This window comes from Clostridium sp. (assembly GCF_034179595.1).
In the GTDB taxonomy this organism is placed as follows: domain Bacteria; phylum Bacillota; class Clostridia; order Clostridiales; family Clostridiaceae; genus Clostridium.
Window position 1 is genome coordinate 1 of record NZ_JAXFPT010000021.1, and the last position, 22,458, is coordinate 22,458.

Here is a 22,458-nt window from a genome sequence, read left to right on the forward strand (position 1 = left end):
CCATTTGAAGGTGCAGATGAATTTACAGGGAAAACTGAATATGATAAGGTTCAAAAAATGTGGAGAAATAGACTTGTAAATGATACGTTTGAGCCAGGTTCAATATTTAAGGTAATAACAGCTATAGCTGCTATGCAAGAAGATGTTGTGCATGAAGATGATAAGTTTGTATGTAATGGATCATTAACTTTTGGAAATAGAAAAATAAAATGTTGGAAAACTAGTGGGCATGGAACAGAAACCTTCCCAGAAATAATACAAAATTCTTGTAATGTTGGTTTCATGGAACTTGGTCAAAGACTTGGAAAAGATAAACTATATAAATATATAAATAAATTTGGCTTTGGTAAAAAGAGTGGAATTGATCTTCCAGGAGAAGCGCCAGGGATAATAAAAAATCCTGACAATATTTCAGCTACAGATTTAGCTACAATTTCTTTTGGTCAAACTAATGCAGTAAACTCAGTTCAATTTATGGCAGCGTTTAATGCTGTAGCAAATGGTGGAACATTAATACAACCTCATGTTATGAAAGAGGTTTCTCATGTAGATGATTCAGGTGTTAATGTAATAGATAGATCATTTGAACCAACTAAGACAACTGTAGCAGATAAGGAAACTACAGCAAAACTTAGAACATATTTAGAAAGAGTTGTTAAAGCAGGGTCTGCAAAAGGAACTTTTATAGAAGGATATCATATTGGTGGTAAAACTGGTACTGCTCAAAAGGTAAATCCTGAAACTGGAACTTATGCACCAGGAAAATATATATCAACATTTGTAGGTATGGCACCAGTTAGCGATCCAAAAGTAACTGTAATGATTACTATTGATGAGCCTAGTAATGGAAATTATTATGCTGGAGTTGTAACAAGTCCAATTGCAAAAGTTTTATTTACAGACATATTTAATTATTTAGAAAGCGATTTTTCAAATGAAAATGATTCAGCAATAATTAGAGATGCAGTAATTCCAGAAGTAAGAGGAAAAAATATTGAAGAAGCTAAAAAGATTTTAAAAGAAGCAAATTTAGACTATAATATAGAAGGTAGTGGTAAAGCAGTAACAAATATAAAACCATACCCAGGATATTCAGTAAAAGAAGGAACAAAAATAACTCTATATACTGAAGGAAATACTGAAAATAAAGAAGCTATCATTATGCCAGATGTTAGTGGATATTCTAAAGATGCAGCAAGTAAACTTTTAAAAGATCTTGGAATAACTGCTAATTTTGAAGGTGAAGGTAAAGTAACCAACCAGAGCATACCAAGTGGAGAATTAATTAATAAAGGAACAAACGTTAAGTTAACTTTGAACTCAGATTATAAAGATTAAATTCTTGATTGTTATAGCATGTAGGGAGGAAAGCCTTACATGCTATTTTAAATAGTAAATGTAATATAACTATTAAAGTTGCATATTATTTTAAAGGAGATGATTAGATGAATCTATCTAAGTTATTAGAAGGATTAAATTATGAAGTATTAAAGGGAAATTGTGATATTGATATAAGAAGCATTAACTATGATAGTAGAAAAGTAGAAAATGGAGATATGTTTGTCTGTATAAAAGGATTTGCAAGTGATGGACATAAGTTTATAGATAGTGCTATAGAAAAGGGAGCTAAAGTTATAATTTGTGAAGAGAATATTAATGTATCTAATGAAGATGTAACAGTTATTAAGTTTAATGATACAAGAAAAGCTCTTGCTAAATTAGGTGCTAGATATTATGGTAACCCTTGCGAAAAGCTTAATATTATAGGGATAACAGGAACAAACGGAAAAACTACAACTGCATTTATGATAAAAGATATTTTTGAAAGCGTTGGAGAAAAGGTTGGACTTATAGGAACAATAGCAAATTACATAGGAGATGAAAAGTTAGAAACTGAAAGAACAACTCCAGAATCTTTAGAGTTACAAGAACTTTTTAGAAAAATGGTCGATAAAGGCGTAAAGCACTGCGTAATGGAAGTTTCATCTCATTCATTAGAATTAGACAGAGTATATGGGATAGATTTTAAAGTTGGAATATTTACAAATCTAACAAGAGATCATTTAGATTTCCATAAGACGTTTGAAAACTATTATAAAGCAAAATATAAATTATTTAAAAGAAGTGAAGTTAGCATAATAAATATAGATGATAGCTATGGAGTAAGAATAACTGAAGATTTAAAAAAAGAAAATATAAATAATTTTAAGACATATAGCTTAAAACAAAATGCTGATATAATGGCAAAAAATCAAATTTTAGAAAGCATGGATATAACATTTGATTTAAAAATAAACGGTGAAGAAGAAAATATTGTTCTTCCTATACCAGGAGAATATAATATATATAATGCATTAGGAGCTATTGGTGCATGCTATACATCTAAGATAGCTTTAAAAGACATAAAAAAAGGCTTAGAAGATGTAGTTGTTCCAGGTAGATGTGAAAGAGCATCAAGAAAATATAATCTTCCATATGAAATAATAATTGATTATGCTCATACTCCAGATGGACTTGAAAAGATACTAGAAACAGCTAGAGAATTTACTAAAGGAAGACTTATATCTGTTTTTGGCTGTGGAGGAGATAGAGATAAGGTAAAAAGACCTCAGATGGGTAAGATAGGAACAGATTTATCAGATATTGCAATAATTACTTCAGATAATCCAAGAAGCGAAGATCCAGAAGCTATAATAAATGATATATTAGATGGAATATCTAAAGAAAATTATATAAAGATTACAAATAGATATGATGCAATAGAAAAAGCTATGGAAATTGCTAAAAATGGAGATGTAATTGTTATAGCTGGTAAAGGGCATGAAACATATCAAATACTTAATACAGGAACAATACATTTTGATGAAAGAGAAGTTATAGAAGAAATATTAAAAAAGAACTAGAGGTGTAATTTATGGAATTAACATTTGAAGAATTACTTAAATATTGTAATGGAAAGGTTATAGTTGATAAGGAAGAAAAGATATTTAATACATTATCAACAGATACAAGAAATATAAAAAATGGTAATGTATTTTTAGCTTTAAAGGGAGAGAACTTTAACGGAAATAAATATGTTAAAGAAGCATTTGAAAAAGGAGCTACAATTGCAATAGTAGACGAAGTATTATTTGAAGAAAATGATGTAGATGGTGTTGTAATTAAAGTTAATAATGGCAAAAAGGCACTTTTAGATATTGCAAAAGGCTATAGAGAAAAACTTGGATTAAAAGTAGTTGGAATAACAGGTTCTACAGGAAAAACATCTACTAAAGATTTAGTTAGTGCATTTTTAAGTGGAAAATATAAAGTTTTTAAGACAAAGGGTAACTTTAATAATGAAATAGGTCTGCCACTTATGGTATTACAGTTAGATAGTAGCATTGATGTTGCTGTTTTAGAGATGGGAATGAGTGACTTTAATGAAATTCATAACTTAGCAGATTGTGCAAGACCAGATATTGCGATGATTACAAATATTGGAGTATCACATATAGAAAATTTAAAGACAAGAGAAAACATTTTAAAGGCTAAGATGGAAATTACAGATTTCTTTAATAAAGATAATGTTCTTATATTAAATGAAGAAGATGATATGTTAAGTACAGTTTCTGATAAAGAGTATAAGATAATAAAAACTGGATATAATAAAGGTTATGATTATTATGCAAGCAATATCGAATTAACAAGAGAAACAACTTCATTTGACTTAAATTTCAACGGAAAGTCACATAGAATAAACCTTCCTATGGTAGGTAAGCACAATGTATTAAATGCACTTCTTGCAATAGCAGCATCATTTGAATTAGGCTTAACTGTAGAAGAGATGATAAATGGGCTTAAAAATATGGAAGCTACATCAATGAGATTAGAGTTTATAGATGGAGATGGAATTGAAATAATAAATGATTGTTATAATGCAAGCCCAGATTCAATGAAGGCTGCACTTGATGTATTAAGTAGTAGAGATGGAAGAAAAATAGCCATTTTAGGAACTATGAGAGAACTTGGAGATGAAGCATCAAATTCTCATAGAGAAGTTGCAAAATATGCAAATGATAAAGTTGATATGCTTATTTGCTCTGGAGAATTTATAGATGATTTTAAAGAAGGTTTTGAAAAAGAACAAATAAAATTATATAATACAAAGGTAAATTTAATAAACGACTTAAATTCAATCATAAAACCAGGAGATGTTATTTTAGTTAAAGCATCAAGAGGAGAAAAGTTCGAAGAAATAGTCGAAGCATTAAAAAATATAAAATATTAACGAAGGAGGTGAACTATCAAAGTATAAAAAACTTTGGTGGTAACGATGGGGGAATTTTTTAGTAGTTTTATTAATCCAGTCACGATTTTAGCATTAGTATTAGGTTTTCTTATATCATTGATACTTGGACCTATATTTATTCCAATGCTACACAAATTTAAATTTGGACAAAATATTAGAGAAGAAGGGCCAAAGAGCCACTTTAAAAAAGCAGGTACACCAACTATGGGAGGTATTATATTTATAATATCAGTTACTATTGTAATGCTTGTTATGAGATATAATATATCTGATGAAGGTATGGTTGTATTATATTCAATGATAGCTTTTGGTTTCATAGGATTCTTAGATGATATGCTTAAGATAATACACAAGAATAATTTAGGGTTAAGAGCATGGCAAAAAATGTTATTATTACTTTTATTCTCAGTAGCTATGGCTTATTATGCTTATACTGTACTTGGAACTAGTATTGTAGTACCATTTTTAGGAACAGAAATAAATTTAGGAATTTTATATATTCCTTTTGTAATAATATATTATGCAGGAGCAACAAATGCAGTAAACCTTACAGATGGATTAGATGGTTTAGCATCAACTGTAACTGTAATAGTATTAATTTTCTTTAGTGTTGTTGCATTTAATCAACATAATTATCATATATCAGTATTTGCATTAGCTTTAATTGGAGCACTTTTAGGATTCTTAAGATATAATGCATATCCTGCTAAAATCTTCATGGGTGATACAGGATCATTAGCTTTAGGTGGAGCAGTAGCAAGTATTGCTTTATTATTAAAAAATCCATTTATTTTAGTAATTGTTGGTGGTATATATGTATTTGAAACTTTATCAGTAATAATACAAGTTGTATCATTTAAAACAACTGGTAAGAGAGTATTTAAAATGGCGCCAGTTCACCATCACTTTGAACAATTAGGATGGTCAGAAGTTAAAGTTGTTACAGTATTTTCAATTGTTACTGTTATCCTTTGTATTATAGCGGCTATTTCGCTTTAGTCTTATAAGGTGGAGGAATTTTATTATGAAAAAAACAAAACCCAAGGGTAAGAGAATGGGTGAGATTGATTATGGTATATTTTGTACTATAATATTATTACTTGCTGTAGGGGTAGTAATGGTATACTCAGCAAGCTCATATTATGCTATGTTTAATTATAAAGATAGTATGTATTTCTTAAAAAGACAAGTGATTTGGAGCATATTAGGAATTGGTGCTATGTTCTTTATGATTGCATTAGACTATCATAAACTTAAAAAATATACTTTAATAGCACTTATTGTAACGATACCGTTATTGCTTTTAGTTTTTGCTTTTCCAGGAGTAAATGGTGCGAAAAGATGGATTCAACTTGGACCACTATCATTTCAACCATCTGAGCTTGCAAAATATGTTGTAGTTTTATATATTGCAATGTTTCTTGAAAAGAAAGGTGATAAAGTAAAAAGTTTTAAAAATGGTATTATTCCAAGTTTCTTTGTTGCAGGGATTTTTGCAGCTTTAGTTTTAGCAGAAAAAAACCTTAGTATAGCATCTGTAATAATGATAGTTACATTTTTAATGGTATTTGCATCCGGTGCAAGAAAACGTCATATGTTTGGTATTGTTGCACCAGTACTAGGGGTTGCGGCATTAGGTTTTGCTTTAGGAGAACCTTACAGAAGAGCTAGAATGCTTAATTTTATAAATCCATGGAAAGATCCAGCTGGTAATGGATATCAATTAATTCAATCATTTTATGCATTAGGAGCAGGTGGAGTAACAGGATTAGGTCTTGGTCAATCAAGACAAAAAATGCTTTATATGCCAGAACCTCATAATGACTTTATATTCTCTATAATTGGAGAAGAACTTGGGCTAATCGGATGTCTTGTAATAATTGCATTATTTGTTGTTTTTGTTTGGAGAGGAATAAGGATTGCTATGAGAGCTAAGGATAGTTATGGAAGTCTTTTAGCTATAGGAATAACTGCAGTTATAGCTGTTCAATCAATTATAAATATAGCTGTTGTAACAGGTTCTATGCCAGTTACTGGAGTTCCATTACCTTTTATAAGTTATGGAGGTACATCTCTTGTAATAAATATGATAGCAATGGGTATACTTATTAATATATCTAGACAATCGGATAAAAAGCAAGGAATTAAAAAAAGCAAATAAAGTCTAAAAAGAATTTAATAGAATTACATCTATTAAATTCTTTTTTTGTAAAAATATAAATAATAATTAATTCGTTGTTAAGAAATTTTTAATGAAAAAAAATTATAACAATGATATTATATTAATGTATGTAAAAAAGAGATAGGGATAGGTTTAGAGATAGGATGGGAACAAATAAAAATAAGTTTATAAAAAAAACAAAAAGAAAAAGACTTATTAGAAAAAGTATATTTATAATATTAGTATGCTTGATAGCTGGAGGCTTAGTTGTAATTAAATCTGGATTTTTTGATATTAAAAAAGTAGATATCGAAGGGAAAAAATTGGTTACTAAAGATTTAATAGAAGAAAAGCTTAAGTATATTAAAGGGAAAAATATATTTTTTGTTAAAAGTAGTGAGATAGAGCAAAAGTTAAAATCAGATCCGTATGTTGATACAATAACATTAAAAAGACATTTTCCTTCAACAGTTCAAATAAACATAAAAGAAAAGGATGTAGGATATTATGTTAAAAGTGGTGACGAATATGATGTTATAAGTGCGGATTTAGTATTATTAGAGAAGGTTAAAAATCTAAAAGGTGATGGACTTATAGAGCTTAATGGAATTAAATCAGAAGAGCGCAAAATTGGAGAAAAATACATAGATACTAAAGATGATAAAAGACTAGAGGAGTTTTTAGAAACTCTTTATCAAATAAAAAACTCAAATACAACTAAAAATAAAATAACAATGGTTAATGTAGCTAATATTAATAATATCATTATCTACTTTGATAATGTTGAAGTTAAAGTTGGAAATGGTAATGATTTAATAAAAAAGGTTAATATAGCATTAAACATATTAGAAGATAAAAAGCTTAATTTTAAAAAGGGATATATAGATTTAAGCTTTGATGGCACTCCAGTAATTAAAGAAGAAAAATAGAGGAGGGTATTTTTTATGAAGAAATCTATTTCACAGATTTCTATTGCAGTTGTTTGTATATTATTAGGGTTTCTTTTGACATACCAATTTAAGGCATTAAATAAAAGCAATGAAAATAGCGTGAAAGACTATAATGAAAATGATATTGTTGCAGAACTTGAAAGTTTAAAAAAGGAAAAGGATAGTCTTCAAAATAAAAATAATGCTTTAAATGAAGAACTTAAAAAATTAGAAGATGCAGCTTCAAAAGAAGGTAATGTTGGTAAAGAGATAAAAAATCAATTAGACTCTGCTAGAATGCATTTAGGTTTAGTTGATGTAGAAGGTCCTGGGGTTATAATTAAAATAACTCCAAAAACATCTATATTTGGATCAAGTAACGATAATGTTGGAACAAGTATCACTGAAGAAGAACTTATACACTTAGTTAATTTATTATGGTATTCAAAGGCAGAAGCTATTTCAATAAATGGTTATAGAATAACACCACAGACAGGGATAAAAAATTCTAGTAATTATATATGGATTGGAACAGCAGGAAAGGTTACTCCTAATGAAGCTATAACTATAAAAGCAATTGGAGATAAAACAAGGTTAAGCGTAGCTTTAAATTTTCCAGGTTCATTAGATTTTGGTGCTCTTCAAAATTATAATTGCGAAGTTGAGCAAAGTGATGATTTAGTTATAGATAAAACAACTCAAACAATAAAAGATGATTATTTAAAATCAGCTGATAATAAGGAGGAAGAATAATGGTACCTTTTATAGGATTATTGATAGGAATTATATTTGGATTTGTATTTGATGTTAATATTCCTGAAAAATTTTCTCCATATCTATCTGTAGCTATACTTGCATGTTTAGACTCGGTTTTTGGAGCTATTAGAGCAAATCTTTCAAAAAATTTTCAACCAGATATATTTATATCGGGATTTTTTGGGAATGCATTATTAGCTGCTGGTCTCGCATATCTTGGTGATAAATTAGGGATACCAATATATATAGCTGCTGTAATTGTATTTGGAGGACGTGTATTTAATAATTTTGCTATAATAAGAAGATTAATCTTAGAAAAGATTAAATCGCGTTAAATAGTAAGAGGTGATGTATGAAAAGGTCTAATGGAGGCTTAATAGTATTTTTTGCATCTATATTTGTAGGATTACTTATAACGTTTAATACTAATTTTGGTGAAATTATAAAAAAATCAACTCAACTTAGTGCTAAGGATTATCAAAATGCCATTAATGAAAGAAATGATTTATATAAAGAGATAAGTAATTTAACAGAAAGAAATGATGAAATACAAAATACCATAAATAAATATAAAAAAGATGATAAAAAGCAAGAAAAAGTTTTAAATGCTATGAAAGAACAATTAAAACATTATGGTATGATAACAGGTCTTACAAAGGTTAGTGGGCCAGGGATTTTACTTAAAATAAATGATGGAAATATAAATTCAGAAACTGATACTGCATTTGAAACTAAATCTAAAATCTTTCATGATAATGATATGGCTTTAGTATTAAATGATTTAAGAAAAGCAGGTGCTGAGGCGATAAGTATCAATAGTCATAGGGTAATTCCAAATACTGGTGTGATATGTAACTGGGCATTTTTAGGATTTAATGATGATGTGACAGAATATGCGCCTTTTTATATTTATGCAATTGGAGACCCAGATGTATTAGAATCAGCGTTATTAGATGATGGAAGCTATATTAGAAAGCTTATGTTTAGAGAATTGTCAGTAAAGATAGAAAAAAAAGATAATATAGTAATGATGCAAGATAATAATGCAAATTCCACTGAATATATGAATCAATATACAAAAAAGTAGTAAAAATAAAAAAATGTAAAAAAATTAGAGGAATTTGCAAACAAATGAAGAATAGTATATAAAGGGTTACGACTCTTTGTTTTAGGAGGGCTTTATGAGTATAAGTGAAAATATAAAAAATATAGAAAAATTTTTGCCTCATGATGTTAAGCTTTTAGCAGTATCTAAGACTAGAACTTTAGAAGAAATGGAAGAAGCTTATGATTATGGGTTAAGAGATTTTGCAGAAAATAAAGTTCAAGAACTTATTTATAAAGAAGAAAATTTTCATAAAGATGTTAGATGGCATCTCATAGGAAAATTACAAACAAATAAAGTTAAATATATAGTTGGTAAAGTTCATTTAATACATTCTCTTTCAAGTATTAAACTTTTAAATAAGATTGAAGAGCTTTATGGAAGAAAAGATTTAATAGCAAATACATTAATTCAAATAAATATAGGCAGAGAAGAAAGTAAAAGTGGAATCCTGCTAGAAGATTTAGAAGAGATGCTTGAAGCAGTAGAAAAATGTAAAAATGTAAAAGTTAAAGGGATAATGGTTATTATTCCAAAAGGCGATGAAAATAGCAATAGAAGTTATTTTAAAAAGACACATGATATTTTCTTAAGTTTAAAAAATAAAAAATTTAATAATATAAATATGGAAATATTATCTATGGGAATGACTAATGATTACAAAGTAGCCGTAGAAGAAGGATCAAATATGGTTCGTGTAGGAACAGGAATATTTGGAGAAAGAGATTATAATATTTAGGAGGAAAAGATAGATGGCAAATATGATATCAAAGATGAAAAATATTTTAGGATTTGGAGATCTTGAAGATGAATTTGGAGATGAAGATGAAATAAGAGATGATGAATTTGAAGAATCAGAAAATGAAGGTATAACAATAGATGAAAGTATAGAACCTGTTATATCTGGAAAAAAATCTAATAAGGTTGTAAATATCCACACTTCAGCTTCAGCTAAGGTTTTAATAACTAAGCCAACTGCTTATGAAGAAGCAATGGAAATATGTGATGCTGTTAGAAATAGAAGAATCGTTGTTGTAAATACAACTAATCTTGATATAAGAACAGCTCAAAGATTATTAGATTTCATTGGTGGTTCATGCTATGCATTACATGGAGATATTCAAGAAGTTGAAAAGAGAGTATATCTTTTATCACCATCAAATGTAGAAGTAACTAGTGAATTAAAAAGTGAATTAACTTCAAAGGCATTATTTAACTGGTCAAAACAATAGGAGGATATTAAATGGAAGGTATTCTAATTAATTTTGTTAGCTTACTTTTTCGTGTAATAGAACTTGTTATTATTTTAGAATGTGCTTTTTCATGGTTTAGTCTAGATAATACAAGTGGTATTATGGCAATTTTATCAAGTTTTACAGAGCCTATTTTAAAACCTTTTAGAATTATTCAAAATAAATTACTTGGAGATATGCCTATAGATATCTCACCTATATTTGCACTTATAGTATTTGATATATTAAAAATGATAATAATAAGGTTTATTTTAGGAGTATTTTAATATGAACAAAGAAGTTATATTAAAAGTATTTTCAGATGAAGACAAAAATAAAGCTATTAATTTATATGAAAAGATGATGCTTTCATATAACAGAGATATTCCGATGTTTGGAAGTGATTTTTATCCTCCAAACATATGGAAATTTTTTGAGGATGAAATAAAGATAAAAGGCTTAAAAGTAGAAAGCTTTGGAGCCTTTAATGAATCAGAAAGAAGAATGATTTCTTTTAATAATATTTATAATATTGATTATCCAATAAAGGTTTTAAAGATAGAAAACTTATCAAAATTTGCTAAAATTAATCACAGGGATTATTTAGGAAGTATATTATCTTTAGGAATAGAAAGAGATAAAATAGGAGACTTAATTGTAAGAGAAAATATGTGTTATGTAGCTGTTTGTTCTGATATTGCAGACTATATAATAATGAATCTTAAAAGCATTAGTAAAGCTCCTTGCAGAATTACTGAAGTTTTTGAAGATATTAAACAAATAACTTATGAATTTAAAGAAGAGACAATTCTTATTTCCTCTATTAGATTAGATTCTATTGTTGCTAAGTTAACAAATAAATCAAGGGCAATAGCACAAAAAATTATAGAAGAAGGATCAGTACTTATAAATTACAATGTAAATAGGGAAAAGAGCTTTGAAGTTAAAAAAGATGATAGGATAACTATAAGAAGATATGGTAAATATATCATGGGAGATTGTACTAGCCGTAGTAAGAGTGGCAAATTTAAAATTAATATAAAAAAATATACATAGTAGAGGTGTGAAAATAATGAAATTGACTCCAATGGATATAAACAACAAAGAATTCAAAAGAGGTCTTAGAGGATATAATCCAGACGAAGTAGATGAATTCTTAGATGAAGTTGTAGATAACTATGAAGAATTATATAAAGAAAATGGAAAATTAAAAGAAAAGTTAGAAGTTTTAGAAGAGCAAGTTAGCCATTATGCTAAAATAGAAGGAACTATACAAAACACTTTAGTTCTTGCTCAAAATGCGGCAGATCAAGCAAAAGAAGCTTCTCAAAAAGAAGCAGAAGTTATAATTAAAAATGCTAATGAAACTGCACAAAGAATTGTAGATAAAGCTCATAATGATGTTATACAAATAAATAGCGAGTTTGATAGAGTAAAACAAGAATTTATAAAATTTAGAGCTAAATTTAGAAACTTTATAAATGCACAACTAGAAACATTTGATGATTTAGAAAAAGATGTAACTAAAAATTATTCAATATCAACTCCAATTGATGAAGAAATAGGAATAAAAGATATTTCATATGAAGATAATAATAGCTCATCTTTAAATGAAGAAGTTTCACCTAGTGAATTAGATGAAATTAAAAGTTTTTTTGCAAATAAAGAAGAATAAAAAATCAGCATTACATTTGTAATGCTGATTTTTTATATGTTCTTTGAGTTGAGTTAATTAAAGCAATATATTATAATTGTTAAGTAATAAATATTTAGGAGACTTAAACATGGATGAAATCATATATATTATAGATAATGAGAATAAAGGTGTAAGAATTGATAAGTTTCTTTCAAATAAATTTGAAGGAAAATCAAGAAGTTTTATTCAAGGATTAATTGAAGATGAAGGAATAGTAGTTAATAATAAAAAAGTAAAAAGCAATTATAAATTAAAAGAAAACGATGAAATTAAAATAAATATGCCAGAGCCTACAGAACTTCAAGTAAAAGCTCAAGATATTCCTATAGATATAATATACGAAGATAAAGATGTTATAGTAGTAAACAAACCTAAAGGAATGGTAGTTCATCCTGCACCAGGAAACTATGAAGGTACACTTGTTAATGCACTTTTATATCATTGTACTGATTTGTCTAGTATAAATGGTGTTATAAGACCTGGAATAGTACATAGAATTGATAAAGATACAACAGGTATTTTAGTTGTTGCTAAAAATGATGAAGCACACAATAAATTATCTGATCAATTAAAAGAACATACTATGAAAAGGGAATACTATGCATTAGTTGAAGGAAGAATAAAGCAAAATAGTGGTACTATAGATAAACCTCTTGCAAGATCTAAAAAGGATAGATTAAAAATAGCTATAACTCCTGATGGAAAAAGAGCCGTAACTCATTATGAAGTTTTAGAAAGATTTAGAAATGCTACTTTAATAAAATGTGTATTAGAAACAGGAAGAACTCATCAAATTAGAGTTCACATGGCATCTATTGGATATCCATTAGTAGGAGATCCAACATATGGCTTTAAAAAAGGTAAATTTAAAAGTGAAGGACAAATGCTACATGCTAAAACTTTAGGATTTATACATCCTAGAACTTCAGAATATGTGGAATTTACATCAGAACTTCCTGATAATTATAAAAAAATATTAGAGAATTTAAGAAAAGATAATATAAATTAGAAAGGAGAATAAAAATGAAATTAAAAGCAAATCTTTTAGATGATAAAGCTATAAAGAGAAGCTTAATAAGAATTTCTCATGAAATTATAGAAAAAAATAAAGGCGTTGAAGATATAGTTCTTATAGGGATAAAGAGAAGAGGATACCCTCTTGCAAAGAGAATATCAGATCAAATAAGTATAATTGAAGGAGTTGATATTCCAGTTGGATCAGTAGATATAACTTTATATAGAGATGATTTAACTAAAGATAACGATACGCCTGAAATTAAAAGCTTAGATTTAGGAGTAGACATAACAAATAAAAAAGTAATTTTAGTTGATGATGTTTTATATACTTGCAGAACTGTTAGAGCAGCTATAGATGCAATAATAGATGTTGCAAGACCAAAAGGAATACAACTTGCAGTTTTAATAGATAGAGGGCATAAAGAACTGCCAATAAGAGCAGATTATGTTGGAAAGAATATACCAACATCAAAAGAGGAAATTGTTGGAGTTAAAATTCAAGAAATTGATGGTGAAGACTCAGTAAAAATATATGAAAATCAAGTTTAGTTTATAGAGTAAACTTAAAGGAGAGAAAATAAATGGAATACAAATTAATTGCAACTACTACTTTTGGATTAGAAGGAGTAACTGCAAAAGAATTAAAAGCTTTAGGTTATGAAAATCTAAAGACAGAAAACGGTAAAGTTCATTTTAGTGGAGATGAAATGGATATAGCTATTGCAAACATTCATTTAAGAACAGCTGATAGAGTTTTTATAAATATGGCAGAATTTGAAGCAAGAAGCTTTGAAGAATTATTCCAAGGAACTAAAAAGGTAAAATGGAGTGATATAATACCTAAAAATGGTGTTATGCATGTAGTTGGTAAATCAGTAAAATCTACTCTTTACAGTGTTCCAGATTGTCAATCTATAGTAAAAAAAGCTATAGTTACTCAAATGAGCGAAGCTTATGGAATAGATACATTTAGCGAAGATGGTCCTGTATATAAAATTGAAGTTGGTATATTAAAAGATAAGGTTACACTTACAATTGACACATCAGGAGCAGGTCTTCATAAAAGAGGATATAGAGAAAACTCAGGAGCAGCACCTCTTAAAGAAACACTAGCAGCAGCTATGGTTCTTTTATCAAGATGGAAAGAAGATTATTTATTAATTGATCCATTTTGCGGTTCAGGAACAATATTAATAGAAGCATGCATGATAATGCAAAATATGGCACCAGGTCTTAATAGAGAATTTGTATCAGAGACATGGCCTACAATGCCAAAAGATATATTTAATCAAGTTAGAGAAGGTGCAAGAAGAGCTATAAAAGATAAAGATTTAAAACTTATAGGATACGATATAGACCAAAGAGTTTTAAAAACAGCAAAATCTAATGCTAGAAAAGCTGGAGTTTTTAAATACATAGAATTCCAAGAAAGAGATTTTAGAAATTTCTCAAACAAGCATAAATATGGATTTATAATATCAAACCCTCCTTATGGAGAAAGATTAAGTGATGCTAAAGAAGTTAAAGAGTTATATGAAATATTTGGACAATATAAAAAGAGATATCAAGATTGGGAATTTAATATACTTACTTCTTATGAAGAATTTGAAAAAGCATTTAATATAAAATCATCAAAAAATAGAAAGTTATATAACGGAAAATTAAAATGTTATTACTATCAATATTTTGATAATAAGCTTATAAAAAATGCTGGAGATACAGTAGTACAATGTCTTATGGATTAATAAAAAGACTCGCAAAAATAAATTTTGCGAGTCTTTTTTATGCTTCTTTAAGATTTAAATTTGAAAATTCTTTAGGTTCTGTATACATTGTATAGTTAGTATGATATATAACCATTCCAGGTTTAGCACCGTTTGGCTTTTTTAAATTTTTAACTAACGTATAGTCAACAGGTACCTTTGATGATGTTTTAGCTTTACTATAAAATGCTGCAAGTATAGCTGCCTCTTCTAAAGTATTATCAGGCACATCATTTGAACATATTATTACGTGAGAACCTGGTATATCTTTAGTATGCATCCACATATAATTTTTATTTGCAAATTTTAAGCTTAGATAATCATTTTGAAGATTATTTTTACCGACATATATATCTATTCCATCTGATGATATAAAGTGAAGAGGTTTAGATTTATTCTTCTTTTTTTGAGAAGATTTTTTAAATTTTAAATATCCAGTTTCCATAAGTTCATTTTTTATTTCTTCTATTTCATCATAAGAGTCAGCGTTTAAAATATTAGTTAAAACTGAATTTAAATATTTAAGTTCATCTTCATTTTTTTCAAGTTGAATATATGCTTCTTCCTCAGCTTTTTTTAATTTATTATATTTTTTATAGTATATTTGAACATTTTCAGAAGGTGATTTGTTTGGATTTAATTTAATTTCTACATCTGGCAAATTTTCATCATAAAAATTTTGTAGTGTAATAGATTTATCACCTTTTTTGAAGCTATATATAAATGAAGTTAATAAATCCCCCTTTACTTTAAAGTCTTCTTTAGATTTACAATCTTCTAAAGTATTTTCTAGTATTTTTTCTTTTTTATTGCATCTTTCAATATTAGTGTGAATAAGTTTTTGAAGATTTTGTGATCTGCTATGAAGTCTTTCTTGTTTATCTTTTTTATAATAGAATTCATCTAACATTTTAGAAGGATCTTCATAATTTATAGCTTTTAGTGATGAAAGTTTTACTGCATGGAAATCTTTTAAGATTCCATTATCATCAACATATATATTAAATGATGGGTTATTTTTTATATCATTAAATAAATTTTTAATAAATTTGTATAGTCTTTCCGTATCCTTTACACTATAATTGTAACTAGAAAGATTAGAGTATAATTCTTTAGATAAGATTTTACTAACTCCAGTAAAGTTTTTAAAGAAGAAATTTTCATCTAGATTATAAGAAGAATCTTCTAATATATTTATTAAATCTTTTTCTGTAAAGTTAAAAGGATTTAATTTTGTAGAAGTTGGAGGATAAACATAAGTTACTCCAGGATATAAAACTCTATATGTGTTAATATCAGGAGTTATATGTTTTATAGATTCCATAACCTTTAAGTCTCTTTCACGAACAAGGGTTATGTTTGAGTGTCTTCCCATTATTTCAACAATTAATAGGTATTTACTGTCAAATCCAAGCTCATCTCTAGAAGATACATGAATTGTTACAATTCTATCACTATCTTTTTGAGTTATATCAGTAATTAAACCGCCAACTAAATACTTTCTAAGAACCATTAAAAAAAGTGGTGCTTTAAGAGGATTTTCTTTTTGTATATTAGTTATGTGTAATCTTGAAAATTGTGAAGAAGCTGAAATCAATAGTTTTATGTTACTTCTATTTTTTCTAAGTTGAAGAATTATTTCATCTTTTTCAGGTTGGTTAATTTTATCTATTTTAGAATCTATTATAGATTCTTTTAAATCAGTTAATAAACTGCTTAAAAATATACCGTCTAGTGCCAAAAGTATCATCCTTTCTTTTGTATAATTTAAGGATAGTATAACACTAAATTAAGGTAATAATCAATTTAATAATCAGTGCTTTAGGAGGAATAAAATATGAAATTTACAAAGATGCAAGGAATAGGAAATGATTTTATTTTTATAGAAGATTTAGATAATAAACTTTTAAATGATGAAACTAAAATTGCAAAAAAAGTTTGTGATAGGCATTTTGGAATTGGAGCTGATGGATTAGTTGTTGTAAGAAATTCTGATGTTGCCAACATGAAGATGACTATTATAAATAGTGATGGATCTAGAGCTAATATGTGTGGAAATGCAATAAGATGCTTTGGAAGATATGTTTATGATAAAGGATATGTTAAAGATACAAACTTTACAGTTGAAACTGGAGATGGAATTAAAATCATAACGCTTATAAAAGAAGATGGGAAAATTGTTGGAGCTAAGGTTAATATGGGTATGCCTTCATTTTCTGGAAACGATATTCCTTTAAATAATAAAAAAGAATTAATAAATGAAAAAACAATAATAAATAATAAAGAATATAAATTAACATCTGTATTAATGGGAGTGCCTCATACAATTGTTATAGAAGATACTGAAAAATATGATGTTAATGAAGGTGAATTTATAGAGAAATTTGAATACTTTAGTGAAGGAACTAATGTAAATTTTGTAGAAATAATAGATAAAGATAATATGAATGTTAAAACATGGGAAAGAGGAGCAGGTGCAACTCTTGCATGTGGAACTGGTACTTGTGCATCAGCTGTTGTTGCAAATAGATTTAATCTAATAAATAAAAAAGTATTAGCAAATCTTCCAGGTGGAAAGTTAACTATAGAAATTGAAGATGACGGAGTATATATGACTGGAAATGCAGAATATATTTGTGTGGGTGAAACTTTATAAAATATAATTAGAATAGGAGATAGAATGAATGGTATTAAAAAAAAGACCAATATATATATTAATTTTTTTAAGTTTTTCATTTATTCTAACTGCATGTACTCAAAAAAAAGTGCAAAATGATGGGCTTACAAGTGATAACGTAGAAGCAATAAAGGTACAATATGGGGCTGTGTTATTAGAAGAAAACGGAAAATACAATACTTTAAATTTTAAAGATGGAAAATATGAAAATTTAAAAACTAGTGATATTATAACAAATTATAATATAGAAAGTGGAACATATATATTTTTAAGGGATAATAAACACTATATTTATCATGATGGAAAAGAAAAAGAAATAAAAGATAAAAATTATAGTTTTATGAAGATATCTAAAGATGGAAATTATGTTTCATATATGGTTTATGATGATGGATATAAATTAAAGGTATTATCATTAAAGAATGATAAAGAAATAGAAATAAATTCTGATGTAGCAATATCAGGAGAGTTTTATGATTTTTTAGGTAATGATTCTATAGTTTATTATGGAATATCTAGTGATAATGTAAATGGAATATTTAAGTTTGATTTAAATGCAAAGAAAGAAGAATTATTATATAAGCTAGATAGTGGATATGTTGAGTTTTTAAAATCAAGCGATAATGGAGTTTTAATACTTCAAAAGACAGGGGAAGATAAAAATCTATTAAAAAAGATCAATATAGATAATAATATAGAAGATATTAGTGATAGATTTAAAAATATTAAAGATATTATAGAAGTATCAGATAATTATTATGTTTTAGGAACAGAAACAGAAAATCTACCATCATTATACAGAATAGATAAAGAAGATGCTAAACGATTAGTATATTCATTTCCTAAAAATATTAATGTAGATAAAGGATTATCTTTTGGAGCAGATAAAGATATTTTATTTATAGGATCTAATGATACAGATAACAATAATAATGAAGATGTTTTTTCATATAGTGATGGAAGCATTTCGCTTGTAAGTAATAGAGAGGGAAATTATAATTTTATAAATATTAATTAAAGTCTTGATTTAATCAAGGCTTTTTTTTTATTTACTTAGAATATTTTTACAAAATATGGAAATAATCAAGATAAAAGGGAGGTGGACTTCATAAAGAGTTTAATAGAAAAAGCTAACTTAGATTGTGTATATAAAATACAGTCAGAAAAGATGATTGAACTTAAGATAATACCTTTATATGAAAAGAATTCAGAAATTTTCGTAGTAACTTGCAATGAAAATAATGAAAAGAAGGATTTTGTTGAGTTTTTATTTGGAAAAAAGGCGAATTTTATAAATGTTGATGAAATTAAATTCAATAAATTATTTTCTTCTATTAGGTTTGATATCTATAAAGATATAGAAAAGGAAATTATTTTAAAGGTAATAAATAAAAATGGAAGTGATATTCATTTTGAACCTTCAAAAAATTCTGTAATTATAAGAGCTAGAATAGATGGTATGCTAACAATTATAGGGAAATTAAGAAAAGAAGATTATAATCAAATACTATCTAGGATTAAATTAAATGCAAATATGGATATCACAGAAAAAAGAAAACCTCAAGATGGAAAGTTTTTAATAACAAATGATTTAGATACATTTGATTGTAGAATATCTACTGTGCCTGTAATATATGGTGAGAAAATGGTAATAAGAATTTTATATCAAGAAAAATTAGATTACAGTATAGAAGGATTAAAATTGCTTGATTATCAATTAGAAAATCTAAAGAAGATAATAAACATAAAAAATGGGATGGTAATAATAAATGGCCCAACTGGAAGTGGAAAATCTAGTACATTATATTCAATTATCTCAAGTATTAAAGAAAAAGATATAAATATAACAACAATAGAAGATCCAGTTGAATGCAATATTCAAGGAATAAATCAAATGAATGTTAATAGAAAAATTAATTTTGGATTTGCAGAAGGGCTAAGGAGCATATTAAGACAGGATCCAGATGTAATAATGGTTGGTGAAATCAGAGATGAAGAGACAGCTAGTATGGCAATAAGAGCTGCAATTACTGGACATAAGGTATATTCTACAATTCACACTAAATCTAGCAGAGAAGTTTTCTTAAGACTTGAAGATATGAATATAAAGAATTATTTGATAAAGGATTCTTTAGTAGGAGCTATATCACAAAGACTTATAGGCTGTCTTTGCAATAATTGCAAAATAAAATATGAAGATATTTTTGAGGGGAAAGTTCATAACCTTTACAAAGAAAATGGATGTGAAGAATGTAACTTTACTGGAATTAAGGGAAGAAGATTGGTTTGTGCTGTTCATTTTATAGGAGAAGATAAGAAAAGAAAATTTAAAGATATTTATTCTGATATAGAATTATTTTCAAATAAACAAATGTATGAAGTATGTAGGAAATTATTATTAGAAGGAATAATAAGTCATAACCAATATAAAAAATTTATTAATGGAGAAGATTTAACAAGATATGAAGAAAATAAAGAAGTATTCTTATAAAGATATATCTATAATATGTGAAAATTTATATTCTTTATATAACGATGGACTTCAAATGGCAAAGTCAATTGAATTATTAGAGGAATTTCCATTAAAAAAAGATTATAAATTATCAATAAAAAATATATCAGATGAAGTTAAAAAAGGATCAAGTTTAAGTGAAGGATTTTCTAAATTTGATTATTTGTATCCACAATTTTTAGCTGGGATGATTTCTATTGGAGAAAAGACAGGAAAATTAAATGATGTATTTAGAGAGATGAGTATATATTATAAAAGAAAAGATAACATAAAAAAAGAAATAATAGGAGCTTCTATATATCCAGCATTTTTATTAGGAAGTATGTTACTTATGTGTAATTTCTTTATATTCTTTTTAATTCCACAGCTAGAAGAAATATATTTATCTTTAGGTGGAAATCTTCCTTATATAACAAAGCTAATTTTAAATTTTTCTAAGTGGGCTAATGAATCTAAAATATCAGCCTTTTCTTTTATTATTATATGGGGAGTTATAATACCTATAATATTAATTAAGCCATATTTTAAAAATATAACCTCTATGCTTATGAAAAAAGTAAATATATTAAAAGAGATAAGAGAGTATGAAATTATTTTGCTTATAAAGGTTATTGTTTCAAGTGGAATTAATCTATCCTTAGCATTAAAGTATTGCGAGGAAGAAAACAGTAAAAACGAATTGTATAAAAAGTTAAATGAAAAAATCTTAAAAGGAGAAGACATTTCAAGTGCAATTAGTAATGTGATTAAGCCTTCAAAATATACTATTGCAATAATTAAACTTGGAGAAGAAAGTGGTTCTTTAGATGAGAGGCTTGAATCTTTAACTGAAACATTAAGCAAAAATTGTAATGATAGATTTAAGAAAATCACAGCATTATTTCAGCCAACTGTAATAATACTTATGGCGTTTTTAGTTGTATTTTTTCTTGGTATTTTTATATTACCGATGTTTGATGGAATGTATGGAGGAATGGTATAAAGGTGAAAAAAGGCTTTACTTTAATAGAAGTTATTGTGGTTTTAGCTATAGTATCTATTATTTTTACGTTTAGCGGAACATCAATTAGATATTATAAAAAACTAAACAGAGATGTTGAAATAGAAAATTTTTTAGTATCATTTAAGCATTTAATAACAGAAGGTAAAGTAGATGCATTAGATAATGAAGTAGACTTAAATATAGTAATAGAAAATGAAAATAAAAAGATAAAACTAATGAATAAAGATGATGAAATAAATTCTATCGATATACCTAACTATATTGAACTTATAAAAAATAAAAATATTAATATAACTTCTAAGGGGCAGGCAATAGCTAGCACAACTATATTAGAAAATATTAAAGATAAAGAAATGTATAAGATAATAATTAGAGTAGGAGTTGACTATATAAATATTGAAAAAAGTAAAATTTAAAAGCAAGGGTTCAATGATTCTTGAATGTATCTTAGCTATATTTGTTATATGTATAGGTTTTACATTATTCTTAAATATGGTTAAGGTAGATAATAAGTCATTTAAAATAAGAAATGATATGAGAGTAGATAGCATCATATTTAGCAATATAATAAATGAAATTAAATTTAATACAAGTATAGAGGAGTTAGAAGATAAATTTAAGGAGGATAAAATAAAAATAGGCATAGATAATAATACTTTAAAAAAGCTTAAAACAGATAATGTATTAGATATAAATAGTACTGATTTAAATAAGTTTATAGAGATAATTAAGATAAAAAATGAAGACAATAGGCTTTTACTAAACTTTAGATTTTTTGAAAATAATAAAGATATAATTTTAGAAAAAGAGGTAGAAAAAGAGCTTTGGATGGAAGAAAAAGATGTAAAAGAGGTAATACATTAATTGAGTGTATTGCTTATATATTTATTTCAAGCTTATTAACTATGATAATAGTAAATACAACGCTAGAAGCATATAAGTATGCTGTTACAAGAGCAGAACTAATTAATCGTGAAGACTCTATAGATAATGCTATTTTAAATATTAGAAAAATATTTAATGAATCTGATAATACAACTTATATGGTAAAAAACAATCGTATACAAATAATAAAAGAATATGAAGAAAAAGTAGATGACTATAATGAGATAAGCTTAAAAGAGTTTGAAGTTATAGATGGAAACTTGAAAGTAAAATATTATAAAATTAATGATGGAATTAAGGAATTTAAAACATCAAATTTAATTTTAAAAGATGTAGAAAAATTTAATATATATGTAAAGAAAAATTTATTATATGCTGAACTTAAAGTCGATGAAAGAGAGTATTTTATATGTTTATAAAAAGAAAAGGAT

The 22,458-nt window shown here is 26.8% G+C and carries 25 protein-coding genes; 24 read left to right on the forward strand and 1 reads right to left on the reverse strand.

Features of this window, described 5'->3' with window-relative positions; translation table 11 throughout:
• The 17 genes from SPJ33_RS02355 to SPJ33_RS02435 all read left to right on the forward strand — a co-directional run.
• A partial coding sequence (locus tag SPJ33_RS02355) for a penicillin-binding transpeptidase domain-containing protein (protein ID WP_321116372.1) occupies positions 1–1,338 on the forward strand: 1,338 nt, incomplete at its 5' end.
• Positions 1,339–1,445: 107 nt separating this feature from the next.
• On the forward strand, positions 1,446–2,903 hold the full coding sequence (locus tag SPJ33_RS02360) for a UDP-N-acetylmuramoyl-L-alanyl-D-glutamate--2,6-diaminopimelate ligase (RefSeq protein WP_321116373.1): 1,458 nt from the start codon (positions 1,446–1,448) through the stop codon (positions 2,901–2,903).
• A gap of 11 nt (positions 2,904–2,914) precedes the next feature.
• Positions 2,915–4,270: a UDP-N-acetylmuramoyl-tripeptide--D-alanyl-D-alanine ligase gene (locus SPJ33_RS02365; RefSeq protein WP_321116374.1), complete on the forward strand. Its 1,356-nt coding sequence runs from the start codon at positions 2,915–2,917 to the stop codon at positions 4,268–4,270.
• Between the two features lie 45 nt (positions 4,271–4,315).
• The gene (mraY, locus tag SPJ33_RS02370; protein WP_321116375.1) at positions 4,316–5,290 is read left to right on the forward strand and encodes a phospho-N-acetylmuramoyl-pentapeptide-transferase; all 975 of its coding nucleotides are present in this window, start codon (positions 4,316–4,318) and stop codon (positions 5,288–5,290) included.
• A 25-nt stretch (positions 5,291–5,315) separates the two neighbouring features.
• Positions 5,316–6,452: a stage V sporulation protein E gene (spoVE, locus tag SPJ33_RS02375; RefSeq protein ID WP_321116376.1), complete on the forward strand. Its 1,137-nt coding sequence runs from the start codon at positions 5,316–5,318 to the stop codon at positions 6,450–6,452.
• A gap of 164 nt (positions 6,453–6,616) precedes the next feature.
• On the forward strand, positions 6,617–7,381 hold the full coding sequence (locus SPJ33_RS02380; RefSeq protein WP_321116377.1) for a cell division protein FtsQ/DivIB: 765 nt from the start codon (positions 6,617–6,619) through the stop codon (positions 7,379–7,381).
• 15 nt (positions 7,382–7,396) lie between these two features.
• On the forward strand, positions 7,397–8,134 hold the full coding sequence (locus SPJ33_RS02385; RefSeq protein ID WP_321116378.1) for a DUF881 domain-containing protein: 738 nt from the start codon (positions 7,397–7,399) through the stop codon (positions 8,132–8,134).
• Positions 8,134–8,472, forward strand: a complete 339-nt coding sequence (locus tag SPJ33_RS02390) for a small basic family protein (RefSeq protein ID WP_321116379.1) — start codon at positions 8,134–8,136, stop codon at positions 8,470–8,472. The genes SPJ33_RS02385 and SPJ33_RS02390 overlap by 1 nt, the downstream gene beginning before the upstream one ends.
• A gap of 17 nt (positions 8,473–8,489) precedes the next feature.
• A complete protein-coding gene (locus SPJ33_RS02395; protein ID WP_321116380.1) occupies positions 8,490–9,224 on the forward strand; it encodes a DUF881 domain-containing protein in 735 nt (244 codons plus the stop codon).
• 94 nt (positions 9,225–9,318) lie between these two features.
• Positions 9,319–9,981 carry a YggS family pyridoxal phosphate-dependent enzyme gene (locus tag SPJ33_RS02400; RefSeq protein ID WP_321116381.1) on the forward strand — a complete coding sequence of 221 codons (663 nt, stop codon included), beginning with the start codon at positions 9,319–9,321 and terminating at the stop codon, positions 9,979–9,981.
• Between the two features lie 13 nt (positions 9,982–9,994).
• Positions 9,995–10,474, forward strand: a complete 480-nt coding sequence (locus SPJ33_RS02405) for a cell division protein SepF (protein WP_321116382.1) — start codon at positions 9,995–9,997, stop codon at positions 10,472–10,474.
• A gap of 11 nt (positions 10,475–10,485) precedes the next feature.
• A complete protein-coding gene (locus tag SPJ33_RS02410) occupies positions 10,486–10,761 on the forward strand; it encodes a YggT family protein (protein ID WP_321116383.1) in 276 nt (91 codons plus the stop codon).
• A 1-nt stretch (position 10,762) separates the two neighbouring features.
• Positions 10,763–11,530, forward strand: a complete 768-nt coding sequence (locus SPJ33_RS02415; RefSeq protein WP_321116384.1) for an RNA-binding protein — start codon at positions 10,763–10,765, stop codon at positions 11,528–11,530.
• Positions 11,531–11,546: 16 nt separating this feature from the next.
• Entirely contained in the window at positions 11,547–12,149 is a 603-nt protein-coding gene (locus tag SPJ33_RS02420; protein ID WP_321116385.1) for a DivIVA domain-containing protein, read from the forward strand.
• A gap of 109 nt (positions 12,150–12,258) precedes the next feature.
• Complete coding sequence (locus SPJ33_RS02425) at positions 12,259–13,179, forward strand: RluA family pseudouridine synthase (RefSeq protein ID WP_321116386.1); 921 nt, start codon at positions 12,259–12,261, stop codon at positions 13,177–13,179.
• Between the two features lie 14 nt (positions 13,180–13,193).
• A complete protein-coding gene (gene pyrR, locus SPJ33_RS02430; RefSeq protein WP_321116388.1) occupies positions 13,194–13,736 on the forward strand; it encodes a bifunctional pyr operon transcriptional regulator/uracil phosphoribosyltransferase PyrR in 543 nt (180 codons plus the stop codon).
• Positions 13,737–13,768: 32 nt separating this feature from the next.
• Positions 13,769–14,932, forward strand: a complete 1,164-nt coding sequence (locus SPJ33_RS02435) for a class I SAM-dependent RNA methyltransferase (protein ID WP_321116389.1) — start codon at positions 13,769–13,771, stop codon at positions 14,930–14,932.
• A 37-nt stretch (positions 14,933–14,969) separates the two neighbouring features.
• Here the strand turns inward: SPJ33_RS02435 and SPJ33_RS02440 are convergent, their stop codons facing one another.
• Entirely contained in the window at positions 14,970–16,691 is a 1,722-nt protein-coding gene (locus tag SPJ33_RS02440; RefSeq protein WP_321116390.1) for an NFACT family protein, read from the reverse strand.
• A gap of 96 nt (positions 16,692–16,787) precedes the next feature.
• Between SPJ33_RS02440 and dapF the strand changes: the two genes are divergently transcribed.
• The 7 genes from dapF to SPJ33_RS02475 all read left to right on the forward strand — a co-directional run bounded on the left by dapF (position 16,788) and on the right by SPJ33_RS02475 (position 22,446).
• Positions 16,788–17,606: a diaminopimelate epimerase gene (gene dapF, locus SPJ33_RS02445; RefSeq protein WP_321116391.1), complete on the forward strand. Its 819-nt coding sequence runs from the start codon at positions 16,788–16,790 to the stop codon at positions 17,604–17,606.
• A gap of 28 nt (positions 17,607–17,634) precedes the next feature.
• Positions 17,635–18,645, forward strand: coding sequence for a hypothetical protein (locus tag SPJ33_RS02450; RefSeq protein ID WP_321116392.1), 1,011 nt, complete (start codon positions 17,635–17,637; stop codon positions 18,643–18,645).
• Positions 18,646–18,726: 81 nt separating this feature from the next.
• The gene (locus SPJ33_RS02455; RefSeq protein WP_321116393.1) at positions 18,727–20,118 is read left to right on the forward strand and encodes a GspE/PulE family protein; all 1,392 of its coding nucleotides are present in this window, start codon (positions 18,727–18,729) and stop codon (positions 20,116–20,118) included.
• A complete protein-coding gene (locus tag SPJ33_RS02460; protein ID WP_321116394.1) occupies positions 20,090–21,121 on the forward strand; it encodes a type II secretion system F family protein in 1,032 nt (343 codons plus the stop codon). Before SPJ33_RS02455 ends, SPJ33_RS02460 begins: the two co-directional genes overlap by 29 nt.
• A 2-nt stretch (positions 21,122–21,123) precedes the next feature.
• Positions 21,124–21,558: a type II secretion system protein gene (locus SPJ33_RS02465; protein ID WP_321116395.1), complete on the forward strand. Its 435-nt coding sequence runs from the start codon at positions 21,124–21,126 to the stop codon at positions 21,556–21,558.
• Positions 21,539–22,006, forward strand: coding sequence for a hypothetical protein (locus SPJ33_RS02470; RefSeq protein WP_321116396.1), 468 nt, complete (start codon positions 21,539–21,541; stop codon positions 22,004–22,006). Before SPJ33_RS02465 ends, SPJ33_RS02470 begins: the two co-directional genes overlap by 20 nt.
• A complete protein-coding gene (locus SPJ33_RS02475; RefSeq protein WP_321116397.1) occupies positions 21,967–22,446 on the forward strand; it encodes a hypothetical protein in 480 nt (159 codons plus the stop codon). Before SPJ33_RS02470 ends, SPJ33_RS02475 begins: the two co-directional genes overlap by 40 nt.
• The last annotated feature ends 12 nt before the right edge of the window (positions 22,447–22,458 follow it).

Excerpts from the sequence above, each read along its gene's own strand:
- SPJ33_RS02385 (WP_321116378.1), top strand. The coding sequence starts at position 7,397 with ATGAAGAAATCTATTTCACAGATTTCTATTGCAGTTGTTTGTATATTA.
- SPJ33_RS02415 (WP_321116384.1), top strand. The coding sequence starts at position 10,763 with ATGAACAAAGAAGTTATATTAAAAGTATTTTCAGATGAAGACAAAAAT.
- SPJ33_RS02390 (WP_321116379.1), top strand. The coding sequence starts at position 8,134 with ATGGTACCTTTTATAGGATTATTGATAGGAATTATATTTGGATTTGTA.
- SPJ33_RS02460 (WP_321116394.1), top strand. The coding sequence starts at position 20,090 with ATGAAGAAAATAAAGAAGTATTCTTATAAAGATATATCTATAATATGT.
- SPJ33_RS02400 (WP_321116381.1), top strand. The coding sequence starts at position 9,319 with ATGAGTATAAGTGAAAATATAAAAAATATAGAAAAATTTTTGCCTCAT.
- pyrR (WP_321116388.1), top strand. The coding sequence starts at position 13,194 with ATGAAATTAAAAGCAAATCTTTTAGATGATAAAGCTATAAAGAGAAGC.
- dapF (WP_321116391.1), top strand. The coding sequence starts at position 16,788 with ATGAAATTTACAAAGATGCAAGGAATAGGAAATGATTTTATTTTTATA.
- SPJ33_RS02420 (WP_321116385.1), top strand. The coding sequence starts at position 11,547 with ATGAAATTGACTCCAATGGATATAAACAACAAAGAATTCAAAAGAGGT.
- SPJ33_RS02365 (WP_321116374.1), top strand. The coding sequence starts at position 2,915 with ATGGAATTAACATTTGAAGAATTACTTAAATATTGTAATGGAAAGGTT.
- SPJ33_RS02410 (WP_321116383.1), top strand. The coding sequence starts at position 10,486 with ATGGAAGGTATTCTAATTAATTTTGTTAGCTTACTTTTTCGTGTAATA.
- mraY (WP_321116375.1), top strand. The coding sequence starts at position 4,316 with ATGGGGGAATTTTTTAGTAGTTTTATTAATCCAGTCACGATTTTAGCA.
- SPJ33_RS02360 (WP_321116373.1), top strand. The coding sequence starts at position 1,446 with ATGAATCTATCTAAGTTATTAGAAGGATTAAATTATGAAGTATTAAAG.
- SPJ33_RS02405 (WP_321116382.1), top strand. The coding sequence starts at position 9,995 with ATGGCAAATATGATATCAAAGATGAAAAATATTTTAGGATTTGGAGAT.
- SPJ33_RS02435 (WP_321116389.1), top strand. The coding sequence starts at position 13,769 with ATGGAATACAAATTAATTGCAACTACTACTTTTGGATTAGAAGGAGTA.
- SPJ33_RS02450 (WP_321116392.1), top strand. The coding sequence starts at position 17,635 with ATGGTATTAAAAAAAAGACCAATATATATATTAATTTTTTTAAGTTTT.
- spoVE (WP_321116376.1), top strand. The coding sequence starts at position 5,316 with ATGAAAAAAACAAAACCCAAGGGTAAGAGAATGGGTGAGATTGATTAT.
- SPJ33_RS02395 (WP_321116380.1), top strand. The coding sequence starts at position 8,490 with ATGAAAAGGTCTAATGGAGGCTTAATAGTATTTTTTGCATCTATATTT.
- SPJ33_RS02380 (WP_321116377.1), top strand. The coding sequence starts at position 6,617 with ATGGGAACAAATAAAAATAAGTTTATAAAAAAAACAAAAAGAAAAAGA.
- SPJ33_RS02425 (WP_321116386.1), top strand. The coding sequence starts at position 12,259 with ATGGATGAAATCATATATATTATAGATAATGAGAATAAAGGTGTAAGA.